This is a genomic window from Pararobbsia alpina (assembly GCF_902859895.1).
In the GTDB taxonomy this organism is placed as follows: Bacteria; Pseudomonadota; Gammaproteobacteria; order Burkholderiales; family Burkholderiaceae; genus Pararobbsia; species Pararobbsia alpina.
In genome coordinates this window covers 129543-148381 of the sequence record NZ_CADIKM010000005.1, presented here as the reverse complement: position 1 = coordinate 148381, position 18839 = coordinate 129543, and the positions used below count along the sequence as shown (strand labels likewise).

Sequence of the window (18839 nt, the reverse complement as noted above, 5' to 3'; positions counted from 1 at the left end):
GCCGTGCCCAGTCGGCCGGATGGCCGATCGAAAACAGCGGGACACGGGCAGTCGTCGAACAGGGTGGGAAGTCAAGCGGTCGCACCCAGTCCGAACGGTTCGAGCGAGCCGCGACCGGCGCGGATCAATTCGGGTTCGGTGCCCGTCAGATCGATCACGGTCGACGGTTCGCGCGGACAGGCGCCCCCGTCGATCACAAGATCGATCTGCTTTTCGAGACGCGAGCGTATTTCCTCGGGATCGTTGAGCGGGTCGACGTCGGGCGGCAGGATCAACGTCGAGGCGATCACTGGCTGACCGAGTTCCGCAAGTAACGTGCGCACGATCTCGTGGTCGGGCACACGCAGGCCGATCGTCTTGCGCGAGGGATGCGAAAGTCGTCGGGGCACTTCCTTGGTCGCGACCAGTACGAATACATAAGGTCCGGGCGTGACCGAGCGGATCATGCGGAACTGTCGGTTGTCGACAATCGCGAAATTCGCGAGCTCGGACAGATCGCGCACGAGCAGAGACAGATGCTGACGCTCGTCGATTCCGCGAATCCGACGCAGCCGGTCGACCGCATCGCGATCGTCGAGATGGCAGGCGAGCGCATAGCTCGAGTCCGTCGGCAGCGCGATCACACCGCCGCCCGACAGCACCTGCGCGGCCTGCTTGATGAGGCGTGACTGCGGGTTATCGGGATGGATGCGAAAGTACTGGGACATTCACTGCCAATCTTGCCAGACAGGCGTCAGGTCTTCCGGCAGCATGGGCAGCGAGCCCAGCTCGGTACGACCCTCGCCGGGCGCATGGAAATCGGAGCCCCGCGAGGCGCGAAAACCATAGCGGCGCGCGACGTCGGCGTATTCGCGATATTGATCGGGCGTGTGACTACCGGTCACGACCTCGATCGCGCGGCCGCCCAGATCGCGAAACGCGCTGAACAGTTCGTCAAATTCGAGCGAAGTGTATTTGTACCGTCCGGGATGGGCGAGGACCGCGACGCCTCCCGCGCCGTGGATCCACGATACCGCCTGGTCCAGCGCCGCCCAGCGGTGGGGCACATAACCGGGCCGGCCTTCGGCGAGATAGCGGGCGAACACGTCGGAGGTCGATTCCGCATAGCCGTTCTCGACGAGATAGCGTGCGAAGTGCGTCCGCGAAAGCAGTGCCGGATTGCTTGCATACTTGAGCGCGCCTTCATAGGCGCCCGGCACGCCAATTTCGGCGAGACGCTCGGCAATCAGCCTGCCGCGGCCGTCGCGGCCGCCGCGTGTGGCCGCCAGCCCCGATGCCAGAGCGGCATTCTCGGGATCGATGGCCAGGCCGACCATGTGCACCGTGCGATTGGCCCACGTCACCGAGATCTCGACACCCGCGACGTAACGCAGCCCCAGCGCCTCGGCGGCGGTGCGCGCCTCGCCCTGCCCGCCCAGTTCATCGTGGTCGGTCATCGCCCACAGCGCGACGCCGCCCGCCTTCGCACGAAGAGCGACTTCGGCCGGCGCCAGCACGCCGTCAGAGAAATTCGAATGGCAATGAAGGTCTGCATTGATCATAGATCGATTTTAACGCGGCGCTTCCGATCGCGTTGCCTTTTACGTTTTCTTTTACGGCGAGGGCATGCTTTTTGACGCGGCGTTCATTGCGTTGCTTTCAAACTCGTTTTGCCCGCAAAACGCCGCGATTAGCGCCGCGACCCGCTCGGGCTGATCATGGTGGAGCATATGCCCCGCCTCGTCGACGATCGCCTCCTGCCAGTCCGGAAAGGCGCTGAAGCGGTGCCGGAACTCATCGAGCGGAACATCGCCGCGAATCGACGCAAGCGTCGGTGAATCTTTCGCCTCGACGTGGAGGACCGGTGCGCTCACTTTCGACCAGATGCCCATGACTTCGTCGACCAGATAGGGCAAGGGGCCGCGCAGCTTGTGAGCCGGATCGGCCAGCAGTTCATGGCGGCCGGCCGCCGTCGGGCGCGACCAGTTCGCGGCAAGAAAGGCAGCGCGATCCGCGCGCAGGCGCGGATTGGTCTTGGCCAGCCGCGCCGCGACCGCCTCCAGGCTCGCATAGTCGCGCAACGTCGGCGGCGTCTGAATGTCGTCGAGCCACTGCGCATAGCGTGCGGCCGCCCGGCCCGGAGCCGAATGCCGCAGGCCGAACCCTTCGAGATCGACGACCCGGCGCACCCGGCCCGGCCGCACACCCGCATAGATGCACACGATGTTGGCCCCCATGCTGTGGCCCACCAGATTCACCTGTTCGCCGGGCGCATAGTGGTCGAGCAAGGCCTCGAGGTCGACGAGATAGTCGGGGAACCAGTAGTTGCCGCCGCCCGCTGCCTGGACCGGCCAGTCGGTCAGGCCGAAGCCGCGCGCGTCGGGCGCGAATATCTGCCAGTCGTCGGCGAGTTCGTCGGCGATGAACTGGAACGAAGCACCGACATCCATCCAACCGTGCAGCATGAACAACTTGGGAGCATCCGGCCGGCCCCAGCGGCGCACGTGAACGCGCAGGCCGCGCAGCGAAACGAATTCGGAGGTAGAAGCAATCATGGCGGACACGTCAAAAAAGAATGACCGTTCGATTATAAACCGAGTGCCGCGAGTTCAGATTCGTCGAACCCTGCCGCCCGTCGTGCCTCGAAATTGAACGGCCCCTTGAGCTTCGGTGCGCGGTAACGCTCGACCAGCGAGGGATAGATCGCATTGGGGTCCAGCTGGCGCTGTGCGCACAAATACCGGTACCAACGATTGCCGACCGCGACGTGGCCGATCTCGTCGCGCAGGATGATATCGAGGATGGCCGCCGCCGCCTCGTCGCCGGCCTGCGCGAGCCGTGCACGCATCGGGGGTGCGGCGTCCAGACCGCGCGCTTCGAGCGTACGCGGCACGAGTGCCATTCTCGCGAGCACATCGCCGCGCGTTTTCTCGACCATTTCCCAAAGTCCGTCGTGCGCGGGAAAATCACCATACCGATGACCGAGCGTCGCCAGATGCGCTGTCAGCAGGCTGTAGTGATAGGCCTCCTCCGCCGCGACCCTCAGCCATTCGTGATAGTAGGCGGCAGGCATCCCCTCGAAGCGCCAGACGGCGTCGAGCGCGAGATTGATCGCATTGAACTCGATATGCGCAAGCGCGTGCAGGAGCACGACCCGGCCGATCACGGTATGAACCGATCGCTTGACCAGATGCTTCGGTGCAACCAGCACGGGAGCGTCGGGGCGCCCCGGCAAATCCGGCGGCTCCACGATCGATCGCAAGGGATCGATGTGCGGCCCGCCGGTCCGGGATCTCTCGAGCGCAAGATCGCCCTCTTCCCCGACCGCTTGTCGAAGTGCCAGCGTCGCCGCGACCTTGCGCTCGGGATCGCGCTCGAGCAAGGCGGCAAGCGCGAGTGAACGCGCGCAATCCGGATCGGATGCAGTAGTAAAAATGAATTTCATGGGGTCGAGCATACAATAACGGCTTTCGAGCGCGAGCCGGCCTGACGGTCAGATTCGCGCATGTCGCGGCGCCCCTCGGCAAACGGGAGAAAAAGTGGCAATTTACAAGCTTGGCGAACATGCGCCCACCATCGACGAGACGGCCTTTGTCGCGGATACGGCGACCGTGATCGGCAAGGCAGTGCTCGCGAAGAACACGAGTGTCTGGTTCGGTGCCGTGATTCGCGGCGACAACGAGATGATCACTGTCGGCGAGAACAGCAATGTCCAGGAAGGCGCGGTCCTGCATACCGACCCGGGCTTTCCCCTGGCCATAGAAGAGAACGTGACGATCGGGCATCAGGCGATGCTGCACGGCTGTACCGTGCGTGCGGGCGCGCTGATCGGTATTCAGGCCGTGGTCCTGAATGGCGCGGTAATCGGCCGCAACTGTCTGGTCGGCGCGGGGGCGATCGTCACGGAAAACAAGATTTTTCCGGACAATTCGCTGATTCTCGGCGCCCCGGCCAAAGTCGTGCGCACGCTGAGCGAAGATGACGTCGCACGGCTGCGACGCAATGCGAGCGCGTACGTCGAACGGCGCCAACTCTTCAAGACGGCACTCACGCGCATCGGGTGAAGCGGCGCTTCCCCTGCCCGGCGTACCGGCACACTGGATAGACAAAGGTAAATGTGGTGAACGACCAGCTTCAGAAATTCATGTTCAACGCGGCGCCCGTGCGCGGCGAGATCGTCCTGTTGCAGAACACGTGGCAAGAGGTGCTCACGCGTCGCAAATATCCGGCGCCGATTCGTGCAGTGCTCGGCGAAATGATGGCGGCCGCGGCCCTGCTTTCCGCGAACCTGAAGTTCGATGGCGCACTGGTCATGCAGATCATGGGCGACGGTCCCGTGCGGATGCTGGTCGTCGAGTGCAATTCGGACCTCACGTTGCGTGCGACCGCGAAGTTCGATGGCACGATCGATGCCGATGCGACACTGGCCTCGCTCGTCAACGGCAAGGGGCGCGGTCGCTGTGCGATCACGCTCGATCCGCATGAGAAAAAGCCGGGCCAGCAACCCTACCAGGGCGTGGTGCCGCTCAACGACGACCACGGCAACCCCCTGAGCTCGATTGCCGACGTGCTCGAACAATACATGCGCGACTCCGAACAGCTCGAGACGCGCATGTGGCTTGCCGCCGACGATGCGAAGGCGGCCGGCATGCTGCTCCAGAAGCTCCCCGGCGACGGCGGCATCGTCCCACATCCAGGCGAACACGATGCGGACACCTGGGACCGTGTCTGCCATCTCGGCTCGACGCTCACGCAGGACGAACTGCTCCATGCCGATGCCGAGACGCTGATGAAACGCCTGTTCTGGCAGGAAAACCTGCGCCGCTTCGAGCCGGCCCGCGCGCGATTCCGCTGCAGCTGCTCGCGCGAGAAAGTCGGCCGGATGCTGCGCATGCTGGGCCATGAGGAAGTCGAAGGCATCCTCGAGGAACGCGGCCATGTGGAGATACACTGCGAGTTCTGCAATCAGCGATACGAGTTCGATCCGGTCGACGCCGCGCAACTTTTCCTGGCAGGACCACTCTCAGAGACAATGAACCCCGGATCGGGCCGCACGCACTGAGCACGCCGTATCTTGCAAGACGGGAGCGCCCCGGCCCAGCGCATGGCATCCTGCGCGCCGTGTCTTGTGCGTTACGTCTTGTGCGTTACGTCTGCGCTTGATATTGCGTGCGTTGTTTCAGTACCTGGATCGAGTTGCCCAGCATGATGCGTATTTCCTCTTTCCGTCCGGCGTTCCTAGCGGGCTTCGGCGCATGGGTGCTCGCCGGCTGTGCCGTGCCACCGACGCCGAGCGCGGACCAGACGAGCATCGTCAGTCGACTGCCGAGCGACTATGCGTACACGGTGCCCGTACAGGCTGCACCGCCTCCAGCGGTCATTCAAACCCCGGCCCCGACGCCAGCGCTCACCGAACAGGAACGCCAGCGTTACGCCGAAATCGACAAGCAGGTGCAGCGCGAGCAGGTCCAGTCGATGGCGGCCTATGAGGCAGCCCGCTACGCCTACTACTATCCTCAACCCCTCTACTACGCACCGCCGGTCGTGGTCGGCGGGTACTACGGTGGCTACTATGGCGGCTACGGCCGATATGGCTATCCCGGCTGCTGCTGGGGAGGGGGACCACGCTGGAGCGTCGGCATCGGCTACAGCACAGGATGGGGCTGGTAGCGAGGGAGGGGCATCGGTTAGTGCCTGTTCAGGCGCAAGCGGACGCGTCGATCGCCGGTTGGGTTCGCCGGCCTATTTCGCCGCCGACGCCTTGGCCGGCCTCGCGGTCTTGCCTTTGGCGGCCTTCTCCGCGCGCTTGCGCTCGTTGAGCATCTGCCGTGACGGCGGATCGGGCACGACACGCACGGGCGCGGCGGCCATCACGCCACGCGTCGATGTCGCGGGCCCGGCGATCGCGTTCGGTGTGAGCACGATCGGCTCGTTCGGCGAGACGAACTGGACGAACACCTCGTTGTCCCGAATCATCCCGAGTTCATAACGCGCGCGCTCTTCGAGCGCGGCGGTGCCGTTCTGCAGATCCTGCACTTCGCCGGCGAGGCGATCGTTGCGCTGCTTGAGATCGGCGTTCTTCTTTTCCTGGTCGGCCACTTGTGTCTCGAGTTCATGCACGCGCAACCAACCACCGCGGCCATACCAGAGCGGGTATTGAATCGACACCAGCAGAGCAATCAAAACAACCGTAACAAGCCGCATAGACTGGATAAGTCAATGCCGCCGGCGCGAACGCGCGGCGGCATATCGGGATGAATGTGCGGCACGGGGCCACACGTCCTATGCGAATAAACGCAAGTCAAATCATGCAAGCCAGCTCAGGCGGGCCCGCGCTGTCCTGCCTCTTGCCAGCCCGTTATCGCAGATTGTAGAAAGCCGAACGACCCGGGTACGACGCGATATCACCCAGATCTTCCTCGATCCGCAACAACTGGTTGTACTTCGAAATCCGGTCGCTGCGCGAGAGCGAACCCGTCTTGATCTGGCCGGCGTTGAGGCCGACGGCGATATCGGCAATCGTCGAATCCTCGGTCTCGCCCGAACGGTGCGACACGACAGCAGTATAGCCAGCGCGCTTGGCCATCTCGATCGCCGCGAAGGTTTCGGTCAGCGTGCCGATCTGGTTGATCTTGATCAGGATCGAGTTCGCAATGCCCTTCTCGATGCCTTCCTTCAGGATCTTCGTGTTGGTCACGAACAGATCGTCGCCGACGAGCTGGAGCTTGTCGCCGAGCTTGTCGGTCAGCGTCTTCCAGCCTTCCCAGTCGTTCTCGGCCATGCCGTCCTCGATCGATACGATCGGGAACTTGTCGGCCAGCGTCGCGAGGTAGTCGGTGAATTCGCTCGAAGACAGTTGCAGGCCTTCACCCGACAGCACGTACTTGCCGTCCTTGTAGAACTCGGTAGCCGCGCAATCGAGCGCGAGCAGCACGTCCTCACCGGCACGGTAGCCGGCCTTCTCGATTGCCTGGATCACGGTCGACAGGCATTCGTCGTTGCTGCTGAAGTTCGGTGCAAAACCGCCTTCGTCACCCACCGCCGTGCTCATGCCCTTGTCCGCGAGAATCTTCTTGAGCGAGTGGAACACCTCGGCACCGCAGCGCAACGCTTCGCGGAAGCTCGATTGACCGACCGGCACGATCATGAATTCCTGAATGTCCAGGCTGTTGTTCGCGTGCGCACCGCCATTGACGATGTTCATCATCGGTACGGGCATCTGCATCGCGCCCGAGCCACCGAAGTAGCGATACAGCGGCAGGCCGGCTTCATCGGCCGCGGCCTTCGCGACGGCCATCGAAACGGCCAGCATCGCATTCGCGCCGAGGCGCGACTTGTTTTCGGTGCCGTCGAGCTCGAGCAGGGTCTTGTCGAGGAACGCCTGTTCCGACGCATCGAGACCCATGATCGCTTCCGAGATCTCAGTGTTGATATGTTCGACCGCCTTCAGCACGCCCTTGCCGCCGTAGCGGCCGACTTCGCCGTCGCGCAGTTCAATGGCTTCGCGCGAACCGGTCGATGCGCCCGACGGCACGGCCGCGCGGCCCATCGTGCCCGATTCCAGCAGCACATCGCATTCGACGGTGGGGTTGCCCCGCGAGTCCAGAATCTCGCGGCCGATGATGTCGACAATTGCACTCATAGCGTCCTCAGAAGATATCGCTCAGTTTTCGTTATTTCGCCACGCCGGACTCACCGGCGCAGTGATCGCCCTGCAATCTAACGCAGGCCTGTGACGGCCTGCCGTCTTTACTCCGCCAAAGACGAATTCGTCGAGACGGTCTCAACTGAATGCCGCTCAGTTGAAATCCTCTTCGAGGAAGCGACCGCGCTTGACCACGTCGTCCAGCGAGGTCAGTGTCAGCAGCAGTTCACCCATGCGCTTGAGCGGCACGGCGTTCGGACCGTCCGACAAAGCCTTCGACGGATCGGGATGGGTTTCCATGAAGATACCGGCCACGCCGGATGCCACCGCCGCACGCGCGAGCACCGGCACGTGTTCGCGCTGGCCGCCCGAGCTCGTGCCCTGCCCGCCGGGCAACTGGACCGAGTGCGTCGCATCGAACACGACCGGCGCGCCGGTCTCGCGCATGATCGCGAGCGAGCGCATATCCGAAACGAGGTTGTTGTAGCCAAACGAGACGCCGCGTTCACAGGCGAGGAAGCTGTCTTCGGACAGCCCCGCCTCACGCGCCGCCTCACGCGCCTTGTCGATCACATTGCGCATATCGTGGGGCGCAAGGAACTGGCCCTTCTTGATATTGACCGGCTTGCCCGAGCGTGCGCACGCGTGGATGAAATCGGTCTGCCGGCACAGGAACGCCGGCGTCTGCAGCACGTCGACGACGGCCGCGACCTCCGGTATTTCCTCGATCGTATGCACGTCGGTCAACACGGGCACATGGAGCTGCTGCTTGACCGCTTCGAGAATCCGCAGGCCCTTGTCCATCCCCAGGCCGCGGAACGACTTGCCGGAGCTGCGATTGGCCTTGTCATAGGACGACTTGTAGATGAACGGCATATTCATGCCCTCGCAGAGCTCCTTGAGCTTGCCCGCGACGTCGATGGTCATCTGTTCCGACTCAACCACGCAGGTGCCCGCGATCAGGAACAGAGGATAGTCGAGGCCGACATTGAATCCGCAGAGTTTCATGTCAGGCTCCGGTTGTCTGCTTGAGCGCTTCCTGCTTGCGCGACGTCTTGTACTTGCGTGCCGCCTCGACATAAGCCTTGAACAGCGGATGGCCGTCGCGCGGCGTCGAGGTGAACTCGGGGTGGAACTGGACGCCGACGAACCATGGATGGATGTCTTCGCGCAGCTCCATCATCTCTGGCAGGTCTTCGGTCGGCGTACGCGCGCTGATGGCCATGCCGCCCGCTTCGAGCTGAGGCACGAAGCGGTTGTTGACTTCATAGCGGTGGCGATGGCGCTCGTTGACGTCAGCACCGTAAATCGTCGCCGCCTTCGTGCCCGGCTTGACCGGGCAGCGCTGCGCGCCCAGGCGCATCGTGCCGCCGAGGTCCGAGCTCTCGGTGCGCTTCTCGACCTTGCCGTCGCGATCGAACCATTCGGTGATCAGCGCAACGACCGGATGCTGGGTGTCGGGGTCGAACTCGGTGCTGTTCGCTCCCGCGAGACCCGCGACATCGCGCGCGAATTCGATCACGGCGAGCTGCATGCCGAGGCAGATGCCCAGATACGGGATCAACGATTCGCGCGCGTGGCGGATCGCGGCAATCTTGCCCTCGGTGCCGCGCCGCCCGAAACCGCCGGGCACGAGCACCGCGTCGAGATGCGCGAGCGCCGCGGGGCCATCGGCTTCGATGACCTCGGAGTCGATGTATTCGATATTGACCTTCGTGCCCGTATGAATCGACGCGTGCTTGAGCGCCTCGATCAGCGACTTGTACGACTCGGTCAGGTCGACGTACTTGCCGACCATGCCGATCGTGACTTCCTCGCTCGGATTTTCGAGCCGCTCGACGAGGTCGGTCCACATCGACAGGTCAGCCGGCTGCGCCTGGAGCTTGAGCTCGTCGACGATGATCGTGTCGAGCCCCTGGTCGTGCAGCATCTGAGGGATCTTGTAGATGCTGTCGACGTCCCATACGGAGATGACCGCATCGTTGGGCACGTTCGAGAACATCGAGATCTTCGCGCGCTCGTCGTCGGGTATCGGTCGATCGGCGCGGCACAGCAAGGCATGCGGCAGGATCCCGATCTCGCGAAGCTTTTGCACGCTATGCTGAGTCGGCTTGGTCTTGAGCTCGCCCGCCGTATGGATGAACGGCACGAGTGTCAGATGGACGAAGCAGCAGTGATTGCGGCCCATGCGCAGACTCATCTGGCGCGCGGCTTCGAGGTAGGGCAGCGATTCGATGTCGCCGACCGTTCCGCCGATCTCGACGATCGCGACATCCGGCTCGCCGGAGGTCGCCGACTTGGCGCCGCGTTCGACGAATGCCTGGATTTCGTTTGTGATATGGGGAATGACCTGCACGGTCTTGCCCAGATATTCGCCGCGGCGTTCCTTGCGGATCACCGATTCGTAGATCTGGCCGGTCGTGAAGTTGTTGGCCTTGCGCATCTTCGTGCTGATGAAGCGCTCGTAGTGGCCGAGATCGAGGTCGGTTTCTGCGCCGTCCTCGGTGACGAAGACCTCTCCATGCTGGAAAGGACTCATCGTGCCGGGGTCGACGTTAATATAGGGATCGAGCTTGAGAAGAGTGACTTTGAGGCCGCGCGATTCGAGAATCGCGGCAAGTGACGCGGCGGCAATCCCTTTACCTAGGGACGAAACGACGCCGCCGGTGACGAATACATATTTGGTCATCGCTGGAGTGCTCGCGGGAAAGCGGAATTATACCCATGTTGCCCCGCCTGAGCGATTTTCCGATCGGATTTCCCTCGCGTAATCCCTAGGCGCCTGCCCGATGCCGTGTGCCCCGGGACATCCGGATGGAACGCCGGCAAGGGGGCGATTCAGGCGACTGACTCACTCACCCCACTTAAGCCGCCCCCTCACCGCACCTACCCAAGCTGCCCCCTCAGGCGACCTTCTCAAGCCGCCATATCGAGCCGGCCGAGACGCGCGAGCATGCTCTGGATCGCGCGCGCCGTTTCGATCGGCCGCTCCATGGGAAACAGATGGGAACCTTCGATCCATTCGAGGTGGTCGCCGACAAGGCGGCGCGTCGCATCGACACCGATATGGCGCACTTCGCGCGACACCGTACCTGCAAGAAAACCGACAGGCACCGACGCACCGTGCAGGACACGCGCGCCGATCGTATGCGGAATGGTCCGATAGATACGATATTCAGTACCGCGGTCGAACACCAGTTCGCGTGTGCCAGTCACGTCGACGCGCGCCGTGCCGAAATCGATATAGTCGGCAAGCATGCGTTCGTCCCAGAGCGCAAAGGCGGGCTTCGAGTGGAAGTGGCGCCACGCTTCGTCGCGGCTAGCCCAGCGGGTGCGGCGTGCCTTGGTCGCGGCGGCCGGCGAAAGTCGCTCGTCGAAACCCGTCCATTGCGAGATGCGCAGGACGTTGCTGCGCCAGCCGCTGATGATCGGCGAATCGAGCATGATCACGCCGCGGACCCGATGGGGGCGCCGCAGACTCGCGAGCAGGCTCAGATAGCCGCCGAGCGAATGACCGATCAGCCAGACCGGCGACGGCGTTTCACCCGGGCGCGAGGCCGCATCGACCGAGGCGAGCAGTTCGTCGACCAGATGCGGCCAGTCGCGCGTGATGGCGAAACGCGGATCGTGGCCGATCGTCTCGATCGCGCGCACTTCGTACTGGTCTTCGAGTTCCGCGAAGATCGTCCGGTAGACCGAGGCCGGAAAACCATTCGCGTGCGAGAAATGGATGATTTCCTTCAAGCTCACCGCCCTCCATGGCCGGTCGTGCACAGCCGCGCCTCGGTCCGTGCGTGGGTACCGCGCCCGTTACCGCCCTGCCGACAAGAGGCAGAAGTACCGGAAAGTGCCATGATCTATCCGTACCCTTGTTCTCAATGGTTGAACGAAGCATCAATCGGTCAACGCCCCATCCAGTAGCGACGGTGCAATTCGCGACAGCGCTCGATCACAAAGCGATCGTGCCGGCTGCTTGCGCGAATCGCCCCATCGCGGTCGCTGCGGTGCAGGTGCGTGCCGCGTGCGGCGTAACGCGCGGCGACCGCCGGGTGCGGATGTCCGAAACGGTTGCGATAGCCTACCTGAAATACTGCGTCGCGCGGCGCGACGGCGTCGAGGAACGGTTCGGTTGACGAAGTGCGGCTGCCGTGGTGCGGTGCCAACAGGAGGTCGGCACGCAGTGCGACGGGACTTGTCTCGACAAGCGCACGCTCCTGCGCGGCTTCGATATCACCCGGCAGCAGCGCCGCGACCCGGCCGTTCGAGATATGCAGCACGCAGCTTGCGGAATTGCGCGCCTCACCCCGGCCGACGGTTGCCGCATCGGGCCAAAGCATCGCGAAGCGTATGCCGTCCCATTCCCAGGACTCGCCTGCGCGGCACCGTCGGGCGTCGGCGGCATCGATGCCCACCGGGCCCGGGCTGCCGTGCCAGAGGGGATCGTCGTCAGCCAGCGAAGCGCGCAGGCTATCGATGCGGATCGCTTTCGCGAGCGAAGCCGCACCGCCCGCATGATCCGCGTCGGCGTGACTGACGACCAGCCGGTCGAGCCGGCCAATCGCAGCAGCCGCGAGCGCGGGCAATACGATCGCTCGGCCTGCGTCCGCATCGGCGCTATAACGGGGTCCGGTGTCAAACAGTAGCCGGTGCGCATACGTCTCGACCAGAACCGCCGTGCCCTGCCCGACATCGAACATCGTCAGACGGAACTCGCCGGACTCGGGCCGGGCGTCATCGGGTGCGAACAGGGGCAGCCAAAGGATCCACGCCATGGCACGCAGAGGCCAGCCGGGTGGCGTCAGCCACCAGAGCGCACCGACCGTGGCAAGCATCAGCGTCAACAGATCCGGTGCGCGCAGCGGCAATACCGCCCAGGCCGGCGCGCTCAGCCAGCCGATCACCTGCATCAGGACGACAAGCGCCTGATGTGCGACATACCATGCCCAGGCATCGAGCGGTGCGGGCATGACCACACCGGCAAGCGTCAACGGCGTGACGATCAGGCTGGCCCAGGGGATCGCAATCGCATTCGCAAGCGGCCCGACCAGGGGAATCTGCGCGAACCAGAACAGCGTCAGGGGCACGAGCGCGATCGTCACGGCCCATTGTGTGCGGGATGCGGTTCGGCATGTCGAGCGCAGGCCGCTCAGCCAGCGCAGGACGCCCGAACCTGGCGGACTCGCCTCACGCCCCGATACGCCCTCTTTCCGATCTCGCGCGTCGAAACGCCCACTCGTCGCGAGCAGGATCGCCGCAACCGCGCCGAACGACAACCAGAACCCTGCCGAAAGCACGGCCCATGGATCAACGAGCACCACCACCGCAAGCGCCCAGGCGAGGACAGTCGATGCGGCGAGCTGTCGACCTGCGACGGTTGCCACTGCCGTGGTGGCGAGCATCGTAAATGCACGCAGCGCCGGGACGCCGAAGCCCGCCAACCCGGCATAGGCAAGTGCGGCTCCCGCACCGGCAACGGCGCTTGCACGAGGGGTCGCCCACCAGAGCGGTGCGCGCCCGGCCAGTCCCGGCAAGCGCCGCCATGCAAGCGACATCAGGCTTGCGAGTGCGCCCGCGACCAGTGAGACATGCAGGCCCGAAACCGCAATCAGATGACCCGTGCCGGTACGGACGAAACGCTGCCGGTCGGCATCGCTGATCAAACTCTGGTCGCCGATTGCGAGGGCGACGACGATGCCGAGGTGCGGCGCGGCAGCCAGTGCGGCGTTGATTCGCTCCCGTACCGCGAAGCGCAGCGCCTCGAGCCCTACGCCCCAGTATCGCGCGGCGCACCGCAGGGCGGGCCGCGACGGCTCCAGCCGCGCGGGTACAGGCCGCTCGCGCACGTAGCCGGTCGCGCGAAAGCCACGTTCGAGCATGGAGGCCTCGACAAGCGGCGCATGGAAATTGACCGCGCGATGCACGCGCCGCAAACGGACCGCAAAGCGCCACGACTCGCCGGGCCGCACGGACGCGACACCCGTGCGCGCATGGAGATGAAGCAGGACCCGGCGCGGAAACCGGCCGCTCTGTGGCATCCCGCGTGCAATTTCAAACGCGACGCGCAGGCCGTCGTCCGTGCTCACGGGCAGACCTACCACGCACCCCTCGATACGCAAGTCCCGGCCTTCGAAGGCAAGGGGCAATTCGATCGACAGCCGGCGCTCGGCACGCCACGCAGCCCATGCAAAACCTGCACAGACGCTCAATGACAGAACGGCCAGCCAACGGACCCATGTGAGTGCACGCGATGCTCGCAGCGATATCCTGTCCGCCGGTTTTACGCGGGACATGTTCGCCGGAGACTCTGCTCCGCGCGGCACCGGAGTCAGGTTTGATCCGATCCACGACGCCGCCCTCCCATCGCACCCCGCTCGCATCGCTATCACGAGCACCAGGCCGGTCAACAGTACACCGGATGCGAGCCCATACCAATGCTCACGGGCCGGCAAAGTCGCACAGTGCTGCAACCATCCGGCCCCCACCGCAAAACCGCATGAAACTCGACGCACCCCGGCCTCTCTCGCGCTCATCGCAGCGCAGAGACCATCATCGACGACTTTCAGCGCCGCGCGAACCCGATTGGCCGGATGTTATCCAAACGGCCCGGTCGAGACCTCACACGGATGGCGTCGAAATCAGCCAGCGTCGGTGGCATTCGTGACCCGCACCCAGGCCCAATTTCCGCCATCTGCCGCGACCTGGTGAACTTCCTCGAGTTGCACGTGACGCCGCCGCGTGAGCCGTCCGATCAAGGACTGGAGGTCTTCGCGCGGACTGGTCTCGCTACCGCTCCCTGCACCCGACCCACCGCCGGTCCCACGTTCGCCCGCAGGCGGTGGCCCCATTCTCTGCGCCCCGCCGGGCTGCCCGCCGACTCCGCCCGGCGCGTCCTCCCCTGCCCGCGCGCTACCCTCGCCCTCGATCCCCGGCCCCTCGTCGATCCTGGGCCCTTCTTCCATCCTCGACCCTTCATCGATCCCAGGCCCTGCGTCAATCCCCGGTCCTCCTGCGCCTCCGGCTGCACCCGTCGCCGCTCCCGCTGCCCGCCCATGACCTGCTTCGCTCGCCACGCTGCCGCCCTCCGGATGCCCTTGCGAGCTGCCCTGCTGCTCCTCCCCCCCCACCACGACAAATTCGATGCCCCAGGCTTCAGGCTCCTGCTCCTCGACAATGCCCGCCTCGCCGCCCGGCACCGGTTGCGCGACTTCCATACCTTCCTCGGAGGGCCGCCGCGCCGTGCGCAAGAACGGCCACGAATCCGCCAGGTCGCGCACCGTCAGAGAGCCATATACCCGGACCCGGCTCAACCGCTCGGGGTCGACGCGAAAGATGTCGACACCGGGGTCGCCACCCTGCACACGCTCCCGATAGAAAGGGGTCGTGCCCGCTCGCTCAAGCGTATGTTGGAAATCGCGCAGGCTATCGAATTCGAGCAGGCCATAATCCGGCTCGTAGAACAGGATGCGCGGTCGGCGCACCGGACCCGACGGAATTTCAATATGCACAGCCAGCGCATGCTCCGCCGTTCCAATCAGATGATCGGCGTGACCGGAGAACGCCTGTTCATAGAGAAAATCAGCCACGCCGGACCAGTTCATCCAGTTGGCGACCTGAGTCAGCTCACCACCCGTCATCGCTTCGGGCGCGCGTGGCTGACGCAGCGAGAGCTCCGCGAGCGCGGCGAGCACATTGCGCGACTCGACGCTGAGCACAAAACGTTCGACGGGCTCTCCGCCCGGCGGCGTGGGTGCCCGCAGAACCTCGAACGCACGAATGCGTTCGACGAAGGCCCGGACCGCTCCCGTCCCGCGATGCATTGCCACGCTCATGGTGGCGGCAAACGCATAACACTGTCCGTCGAGCAGCCCTTTGAGCATCGACGGAATGATCGACTGCGAAAATACGGTCCGCGACGTGGTCACTGCATGGCGATAAATCTGTGTCATGACGAGGTGTTCCGTCACGACAGCGTCGTTCTCTTCTTCGAGCCTTGCAATGCGGCGCGCAATCTGACCGCGCGCATGCGCGCTGTACATATCGTTGCGAAACAGATCGAGCGTGTCGTCGATGGACCTGGCCGCTGCGAGAAAGGGGGGAGTCTCCTCTCCCGGATTCAGATACCCGTCGATATAGTCGGCCAGTCGCGGCTCGCGAAATATCCGGCGCCGGATCGCGCCGACATGTTCGGTGCGAAGCGTGCCCATCACCTCGAGCGCACGCGCATACAGCGCGCCAACCTGCTCCGGGGTCGTAGCCGGCAGTTCCATCTGTACCGCGATATCCTCGAGGGAGGGCGTCTGCGGCAATCCGGCGATTTCGACTTGCTCCGGATGGCTCCGCCCCCGTTGCACGCTTGCCGCGTCTGCCCCGGCGGAGCGGACTGCTACCCGACGCTCGATGCGATCGAGCATCGACTGGTCAAGAAAGCGGCGGTATAGCGCGCCCTGCTGCGCAGGTGTGACGCTTTCTCCATGAAAGGCCACACCGACTTCGATCGATGTGCCCATCCCCCCCCAAGGCAACTCGATGTCTGCCGGCGCATTGAACCCGCGGCCGAATTCGTCGCGGTCCGATTCCATGCGCGTCATGGTCTGAAGGACATCTTCCAGCATGTCGCGCGTTTCGATCTCCTGTAACTGCACGTACCGCCATGCAGCACCGAGCTGAGCCGTCGTGGGCAGATGCATGGCGATCTCGATGGCCGGGAGAAGTTCGGTGCGGCTGTCCACCCCGCCGGCATCGATCGACTCGAAGTCCTCGTAGCCGCGCCGAAACTCCAACCCGCTCCCCTGAGTCTCGTCAGCCCTGGCGGCCATGACCCGAAGCCGCAACGCCTCAAGCGGAGCCACCACCCGTTCGGCCTGCGCCTTGATCAACGGTAGCAGCGCGCCACGCTGAGTGTCGGTCAAGTCGCCTTGCAGGAAGTGGTATAGCAATGCCTCGTGGGACGCGTCACGGCTGATACGGGGAATCGATATCTGCTCCGAACGCAGCTCGCCCATGAAAAGCCGGTCGGGTGCCCGCCTGATCGAATCGGCGACGTTGTGCATCTCATCGACCACGCGCCTCTCAATCACACGACCCAGCGCCGCACCGCGTTCGAACGGGCTGAGATTGCCGCCCGCCGCGAGCTCCATGAGCTGGTGCACATCCATACCTTGCTCGAAACCGGGAATCCGCACGCTTGCGGGGAGCACCAGCCCGCGCATATAGGCAAGCCCTGCGTCCGGCATGGCGAACGCTCGCGCGATACCCTCTTGTACGAGCTCGAGCAGATCGACGTCGCGCCGTGACTGGATGTACTGATGCAACTGGCCAAGCTCGCCTGGAGAGCCGGATGACTCTGCGAACTCGAGCATCAATTCCGGGACCTCTCGATCGCCATAGAGCTCTGCACTTTGCTCGGGGTCGTATTCCTCGATATGCGCATCGCGATAGACCTCGCTCTCGGGTCCTGCGAGCAGGGATTGATGGCGCGTCTCGACGCGTTCGTTCAAGGGTGGCGGATCGCCCGCGCCCAGCAAGGTGACGGTCTCCCACCGCCGCTCGCCGACCACGGGCCTGATCGCGATCTGCACGCCATGTGCATCATCGGGCGGAACAATGCGCCAGCGAGTCGTGGCGAGATCTCTCTGTGCCTCATACGTCTTGCCATCGATTCGCACATAGCCGAAGCGTGACGAGATACGCACGAGCTGATCCGGCGAGTTCGCGAAGTCCGCGTCGCTGATCTCGATGTTCGATCGATACGCATCGGGTGTTTCAATGAGTTCCCACCCGAGCGGTGTACGTGCGACTGGCAGAGCCGGCATGCGAACCACACCGGTTTCCGAAGCTCGATCGTCAGACACCAGGCCACGGTCTGGCGTCGACGCCTCCAGACACTGAAGCTTGCCTTGCATCCAGATCCTCGTACTGCGACCCAACTGGACAACACCATCCGGGCCCGGCTTATGCCGGGCGAGCCACGTCAGCTGTTCGTGCGACGGAAGCTCGGGCAGTTCCCCGCTCACGAGTTTGCGAAGCACGTGGATCGCATAGCCTGCCGCCGCGAGAGCCGAGCCTATCGGTGCGAAACTGTACGCGAGATCGCGGGCCGCTGCGGCTGCGCGCAAGCCCTTCTCCTGGTTCGCCGAATAGTTCGTCTGTCCGATTTCCGCCTGGACCCCCGATCCACATGGCGACATCAGGATTTTGTCGAGCTGGCACCACAGGTTAAAAAAGGCACCTCTCGTTTCCCCCGGTCTTCCCGCCCCCAGATTGATGGACCCCAGGTCCATCGCACCCGCGTTCACGAAACGCGTCGTCCTGATTGGCGGCGGCAGCGATGCAGGCGTGTGACCGGCCAACCCAGCCAGGGGATCGCGAACAGAAGCCGTCACGACAGGTGGCCGCCCAAGTTGCCGAGCCACCATCAACCGCAGTTCGATACCCGTCTCGTTAGCTGCCTTGAGGAATGCGCGGCTGCTGACATTGCCGGTGCGGTCGAGAATCACCTCGCAGGGCGGCAGCAGAAATACCGATGCGATTTTCTGGCCGATCGACCAGACAGCGCCACGCGCAAAATGTCCGATCTGTGCAATTGCCTGACAGCGTTGCCGGGTCCATGTGAACATGACGCGCTCACCGATGCTGGCTGGCTCGTCCGACGGCGATACTCGCCATATCCCGTCCACTGCCAGCGATGCCTCATGACCCTCCACGTGCCGCATCAACGCTTCCATGGCATCTTCGTGCGCGCTCCGATGCAAACGGGCGCCGTGTGCCGGGCTCGACAGACCAGGCTCAGACCGCACAAAAAAGCGCACCAACGCGTCAGCCACCTGTCCGGTACGATTCAACGACGACGGCCAACCTCGCGAGGCGCGCTCGGGGAAATCGAGACGCACGGGCGTGAATTCCCGAATGCGTCCCTGCAGCGCGACCTCCGCGACCCATTCCGCCTCCTCGCGTGCCCGACGCACGGCCGCCATGCGTTCGAGAGCGGCAGGCTCATCGCGCGCCTGGCGCTGGCGGCGAGTCAGTACCGGGCCGCGCTGCCCCGGTCGGGAGGCCGTCCCGCGGCGCATCGGATCAAACGGATCGGGGTACGTCGCACGCCGATGCGACGTACCCGTCGAGCTGGTAGGAACACTGATTTTCATGTCCAATCTCCCACGTAGGTGTGTAGGAAGCTTGTGCCCGGGACATGAAACGGTCTATCAAAAAAAGCCCA

At 64.2% G+C, this 18839-nt stretch carries 13 protein-coding genes and 1 pseudogene; 3 read left to right on the top strand and 11 right to left on the bottom strand.

Going from position 1 to position 18839, the window contains the following annotated elements; translation table 11 throughout:
- Nucleotides 1-71: 71 nt before the first annotated feature.
- From HV670_RS07930 to HV670_RS07915, 4 genes and pseudogenes are all read right to left on the bottom strand, one after another.
- On the bottom strand, nt 72-707 hold the full coding sequence (locus tag HV670_RS07930; protein ID WP_175104206.1) for an L-threonylcarbamoyladenylate synthase: 636 nt from the start codon (nt 705-707) through the stop codon (nt 72-74).
- Nucleotides 708-1538: a 3',5'-nucleoside bisphosphate phosphatase gene (locus HV670_RS07925; protein ID WP_175104324.1), complete on the bottom strand. Its 831-nt coding sequence runs from the start codon at nt 1536-1538 to the stop codon at nt 708-710.
- A 117-nt stretch (nt 1539-1655) separates the two neighbouring features.
- Nucleotides 1656-2534 (bottom strand): annotated as a pseudogene (locus tag HV670_RS07920) (alpha/beta fold hydrolase); the annotation flags it as partial.
- A gap of 32 nt (nt 2535-2566) precedes the next feature.
- Nucleotides 2567-3424: a ferritin-like domain-containing protein gene (locus tag HV670_RS07915; protein WP_246257126.1), complete on the bottom strand. Its 858-nt coding sequence runs from the start codon at nt 3422-3424 to the stop codon at nt 2567-2569.
- 94 nt (nt 3425-3518) lie between these two features.
- Here HV670_RS07915 and HV670_RS07910 point away from each other — a divergent pair, with 94 nt between their 5' ends.
- The 3 genes from HV670_RS07910 (at nt 3519) to HV670_RS07900 (ending at nt 5649) form a co-directional block, all read left to right on the top strand.
- A complete protein-coding gene (locus HV670_RS07910; RefSeq protein ID WP_175104203.1) occupies nt 3519-4043 on the top strand; it encodes a gamma carbonic anhydrase family protein in 525 nt (174 codons plus the stop codon).
- Between the two features lie 56 nt (nt 4044-4099).
- Entirely contained in the window at nt 4100-5041 is a 942-nt protein-coding gene (gene hslO / locus HV670_RS07905) for an Hsp33 family molecular chaperone HslO (RefSeq protein WP_175104202.1), read from the top strand.
- 143 nt (nt 5042-5184) lie between these two features.
- The gene (locus HV670_RS07900; protein WP_175104201.1) at nt 5185-5649 is read left to right on the top strand and encodes a hypothetical protein; all 465 of its coding nucleotides are present in this window, start codon (nt 5185-5187) and stop codon (nt 5647-5649) included.
- Nucleotides 5650-5721: 72 nt separating this feature from the next.
- On the opposite strand, the gene ftsB is transcribed toward HV670_RS07900, so the two are convergent.
- From ftsB to HV670_RS07865, 7 genes are all read right to left on the bottom strand, one after another.
- Entirely contained in the window at nt 5722-6183 is a 462-nt protein-coding gene (ftsB, locus tag HV670_RS07895) for a cell division protein FtsB (RefSeq protein ID WP_175104200.1), read from the bottom strand.
- A gap of 154 nt (nt 6184-6337) precedes the next feature.
- A complete protein-coding gene (eno, locus tag HV670_RS07890) occupies nt 6338-7621 on the bottom strand; it encodes a phosphopyruvate hydratase (protein WP_175104199.1) in 1284 nt (427 codons plus the stop codon).
- Between the two features lie 156 nt (nt 7622-7777).
- Nucleotides 7778-8632 carry a 3-deoxy-8-phosphooctulonate synthase gene (kdsA, locus tag HV670_RS07885; protein WP_175104198.1) on the bottom strand — a complete coding sequence of 285 codons (855 nt, stop codon included), beginning with the start codon at nt 8630-8632 and terminating at the stop codon, nt 7778-7780.
- A 1-nt stretch (nt 8633) separates the two neighbouring features.
- A complete protein-coding gene (gene pyrG / locus HV670_RS07880; protein ID WP_175104197.1) occupies nt 8634-10313 on the bottom strand; it encodes a CTP synthase in 1680 nt (559 codons plus the stop codon).
- Nucleotides 10314-10540: 227 nt separating this feature from the next.
- Nucleotides 10541-11368, bottom strand: coding sequence for an alpha/beta fold hydrolase (locus HV670_RS07875; protein WP_175104196.1), 828 nt, complete (start codon nt 11366-11368; stop codon nt 10541-10543).
- 158 nt (nt 11369-11526) lie between these two features.
- Nucleotides 11527-13914: a DNA internalization-related competence protein ComEC/Rec2 gene (locus HV670_RS07870; RefSeq protein ID WP_175104195.1), complete on the bottom strand. Its 2388-nt coding sequence runs from the start codon at nt 13912-13914 to the stop codon at nt 11527-11529.
- A gap of 345 nt (nt 13915-14259) precedes the next feature.
- Nucleotides 14260-18768, bottom strand: a complete 4509-nt coding sequence (locus tag HV670_RS07865) for a hypothetical protein (RefSeq protein ID WP_175104194.1) — start codon at nt 18766-18768, stop codon at nt 14260-14262.
- Nucleotides 18769-18839 lie beyond the last annotated feature (71 nt).

Excerpts from the sequence above, each read along its gene's own strand:
- HV670_RS07930 (WP_175104206.1), bottom strand. The coding sequence starts at position 707 with ATGTCCCAGTACTTTCGCATCCATCCCGATAACCCGCAGTCACGCCTC.
- HV670_RS07915 (WP_246257126.1), bottom strand. The coding sequence starts at position 3,424 with ATGAAATTCATTTTTACTACTGCATCCGATCCGGATTGCGCGCGTTCA.
- HV670_RS07900 (WP_175104201.1), top strand. The coding sequence starts at position 5,185 with ATGATGCGTATTTCCTCTTTCCGTCCGGCGTTCCTAGCGGGCTTCGGC.
- ftsB (WP_175104200.1), bottom strand. The coding sequence starts at position 6,183 with ATGCGGCTTGTTACGGTTGTTTTGATTGCTCTGCTGGTGTCGATTCAA.
- eno (WP_175104199.1), bottom strand. The coding sequence starts at position 7,621 with ATGAGTGCAATTGTCGACATCATCGGCCGCGAGATTCTGGACTCGCGG.
- kdsA (WP_175104198.1), bottom strand. The coding sequence starts at position 8,632 with ATGAAACTCTGCGGATTCAATGTCGGCCTCGACTATCCTCTGTTCCTG.
- pyrG (WP_175104197.1), bottom strand. The coding sequence starts at position 10,313 with ATGACCAAATATGTATTCGTCACCGGCGGCGTCGTTTCGTCCCTAGGT.
- HV670_RS07870 (WP_175104195.1), bottom strand. The coding sequence starts at position 13,914 with ATGTCCCGCGTAAAACCGGCGGACAGGATATCGCTGCGAGCATCGCGT.
- HV670_RS07865 (WP_175104194.1), bottom strand. The coding sequence starts at position 18,768 with ATGAAAATCAGTGTTCCTACCAGCTCGACGGGTACGTCGCATCGGCGT.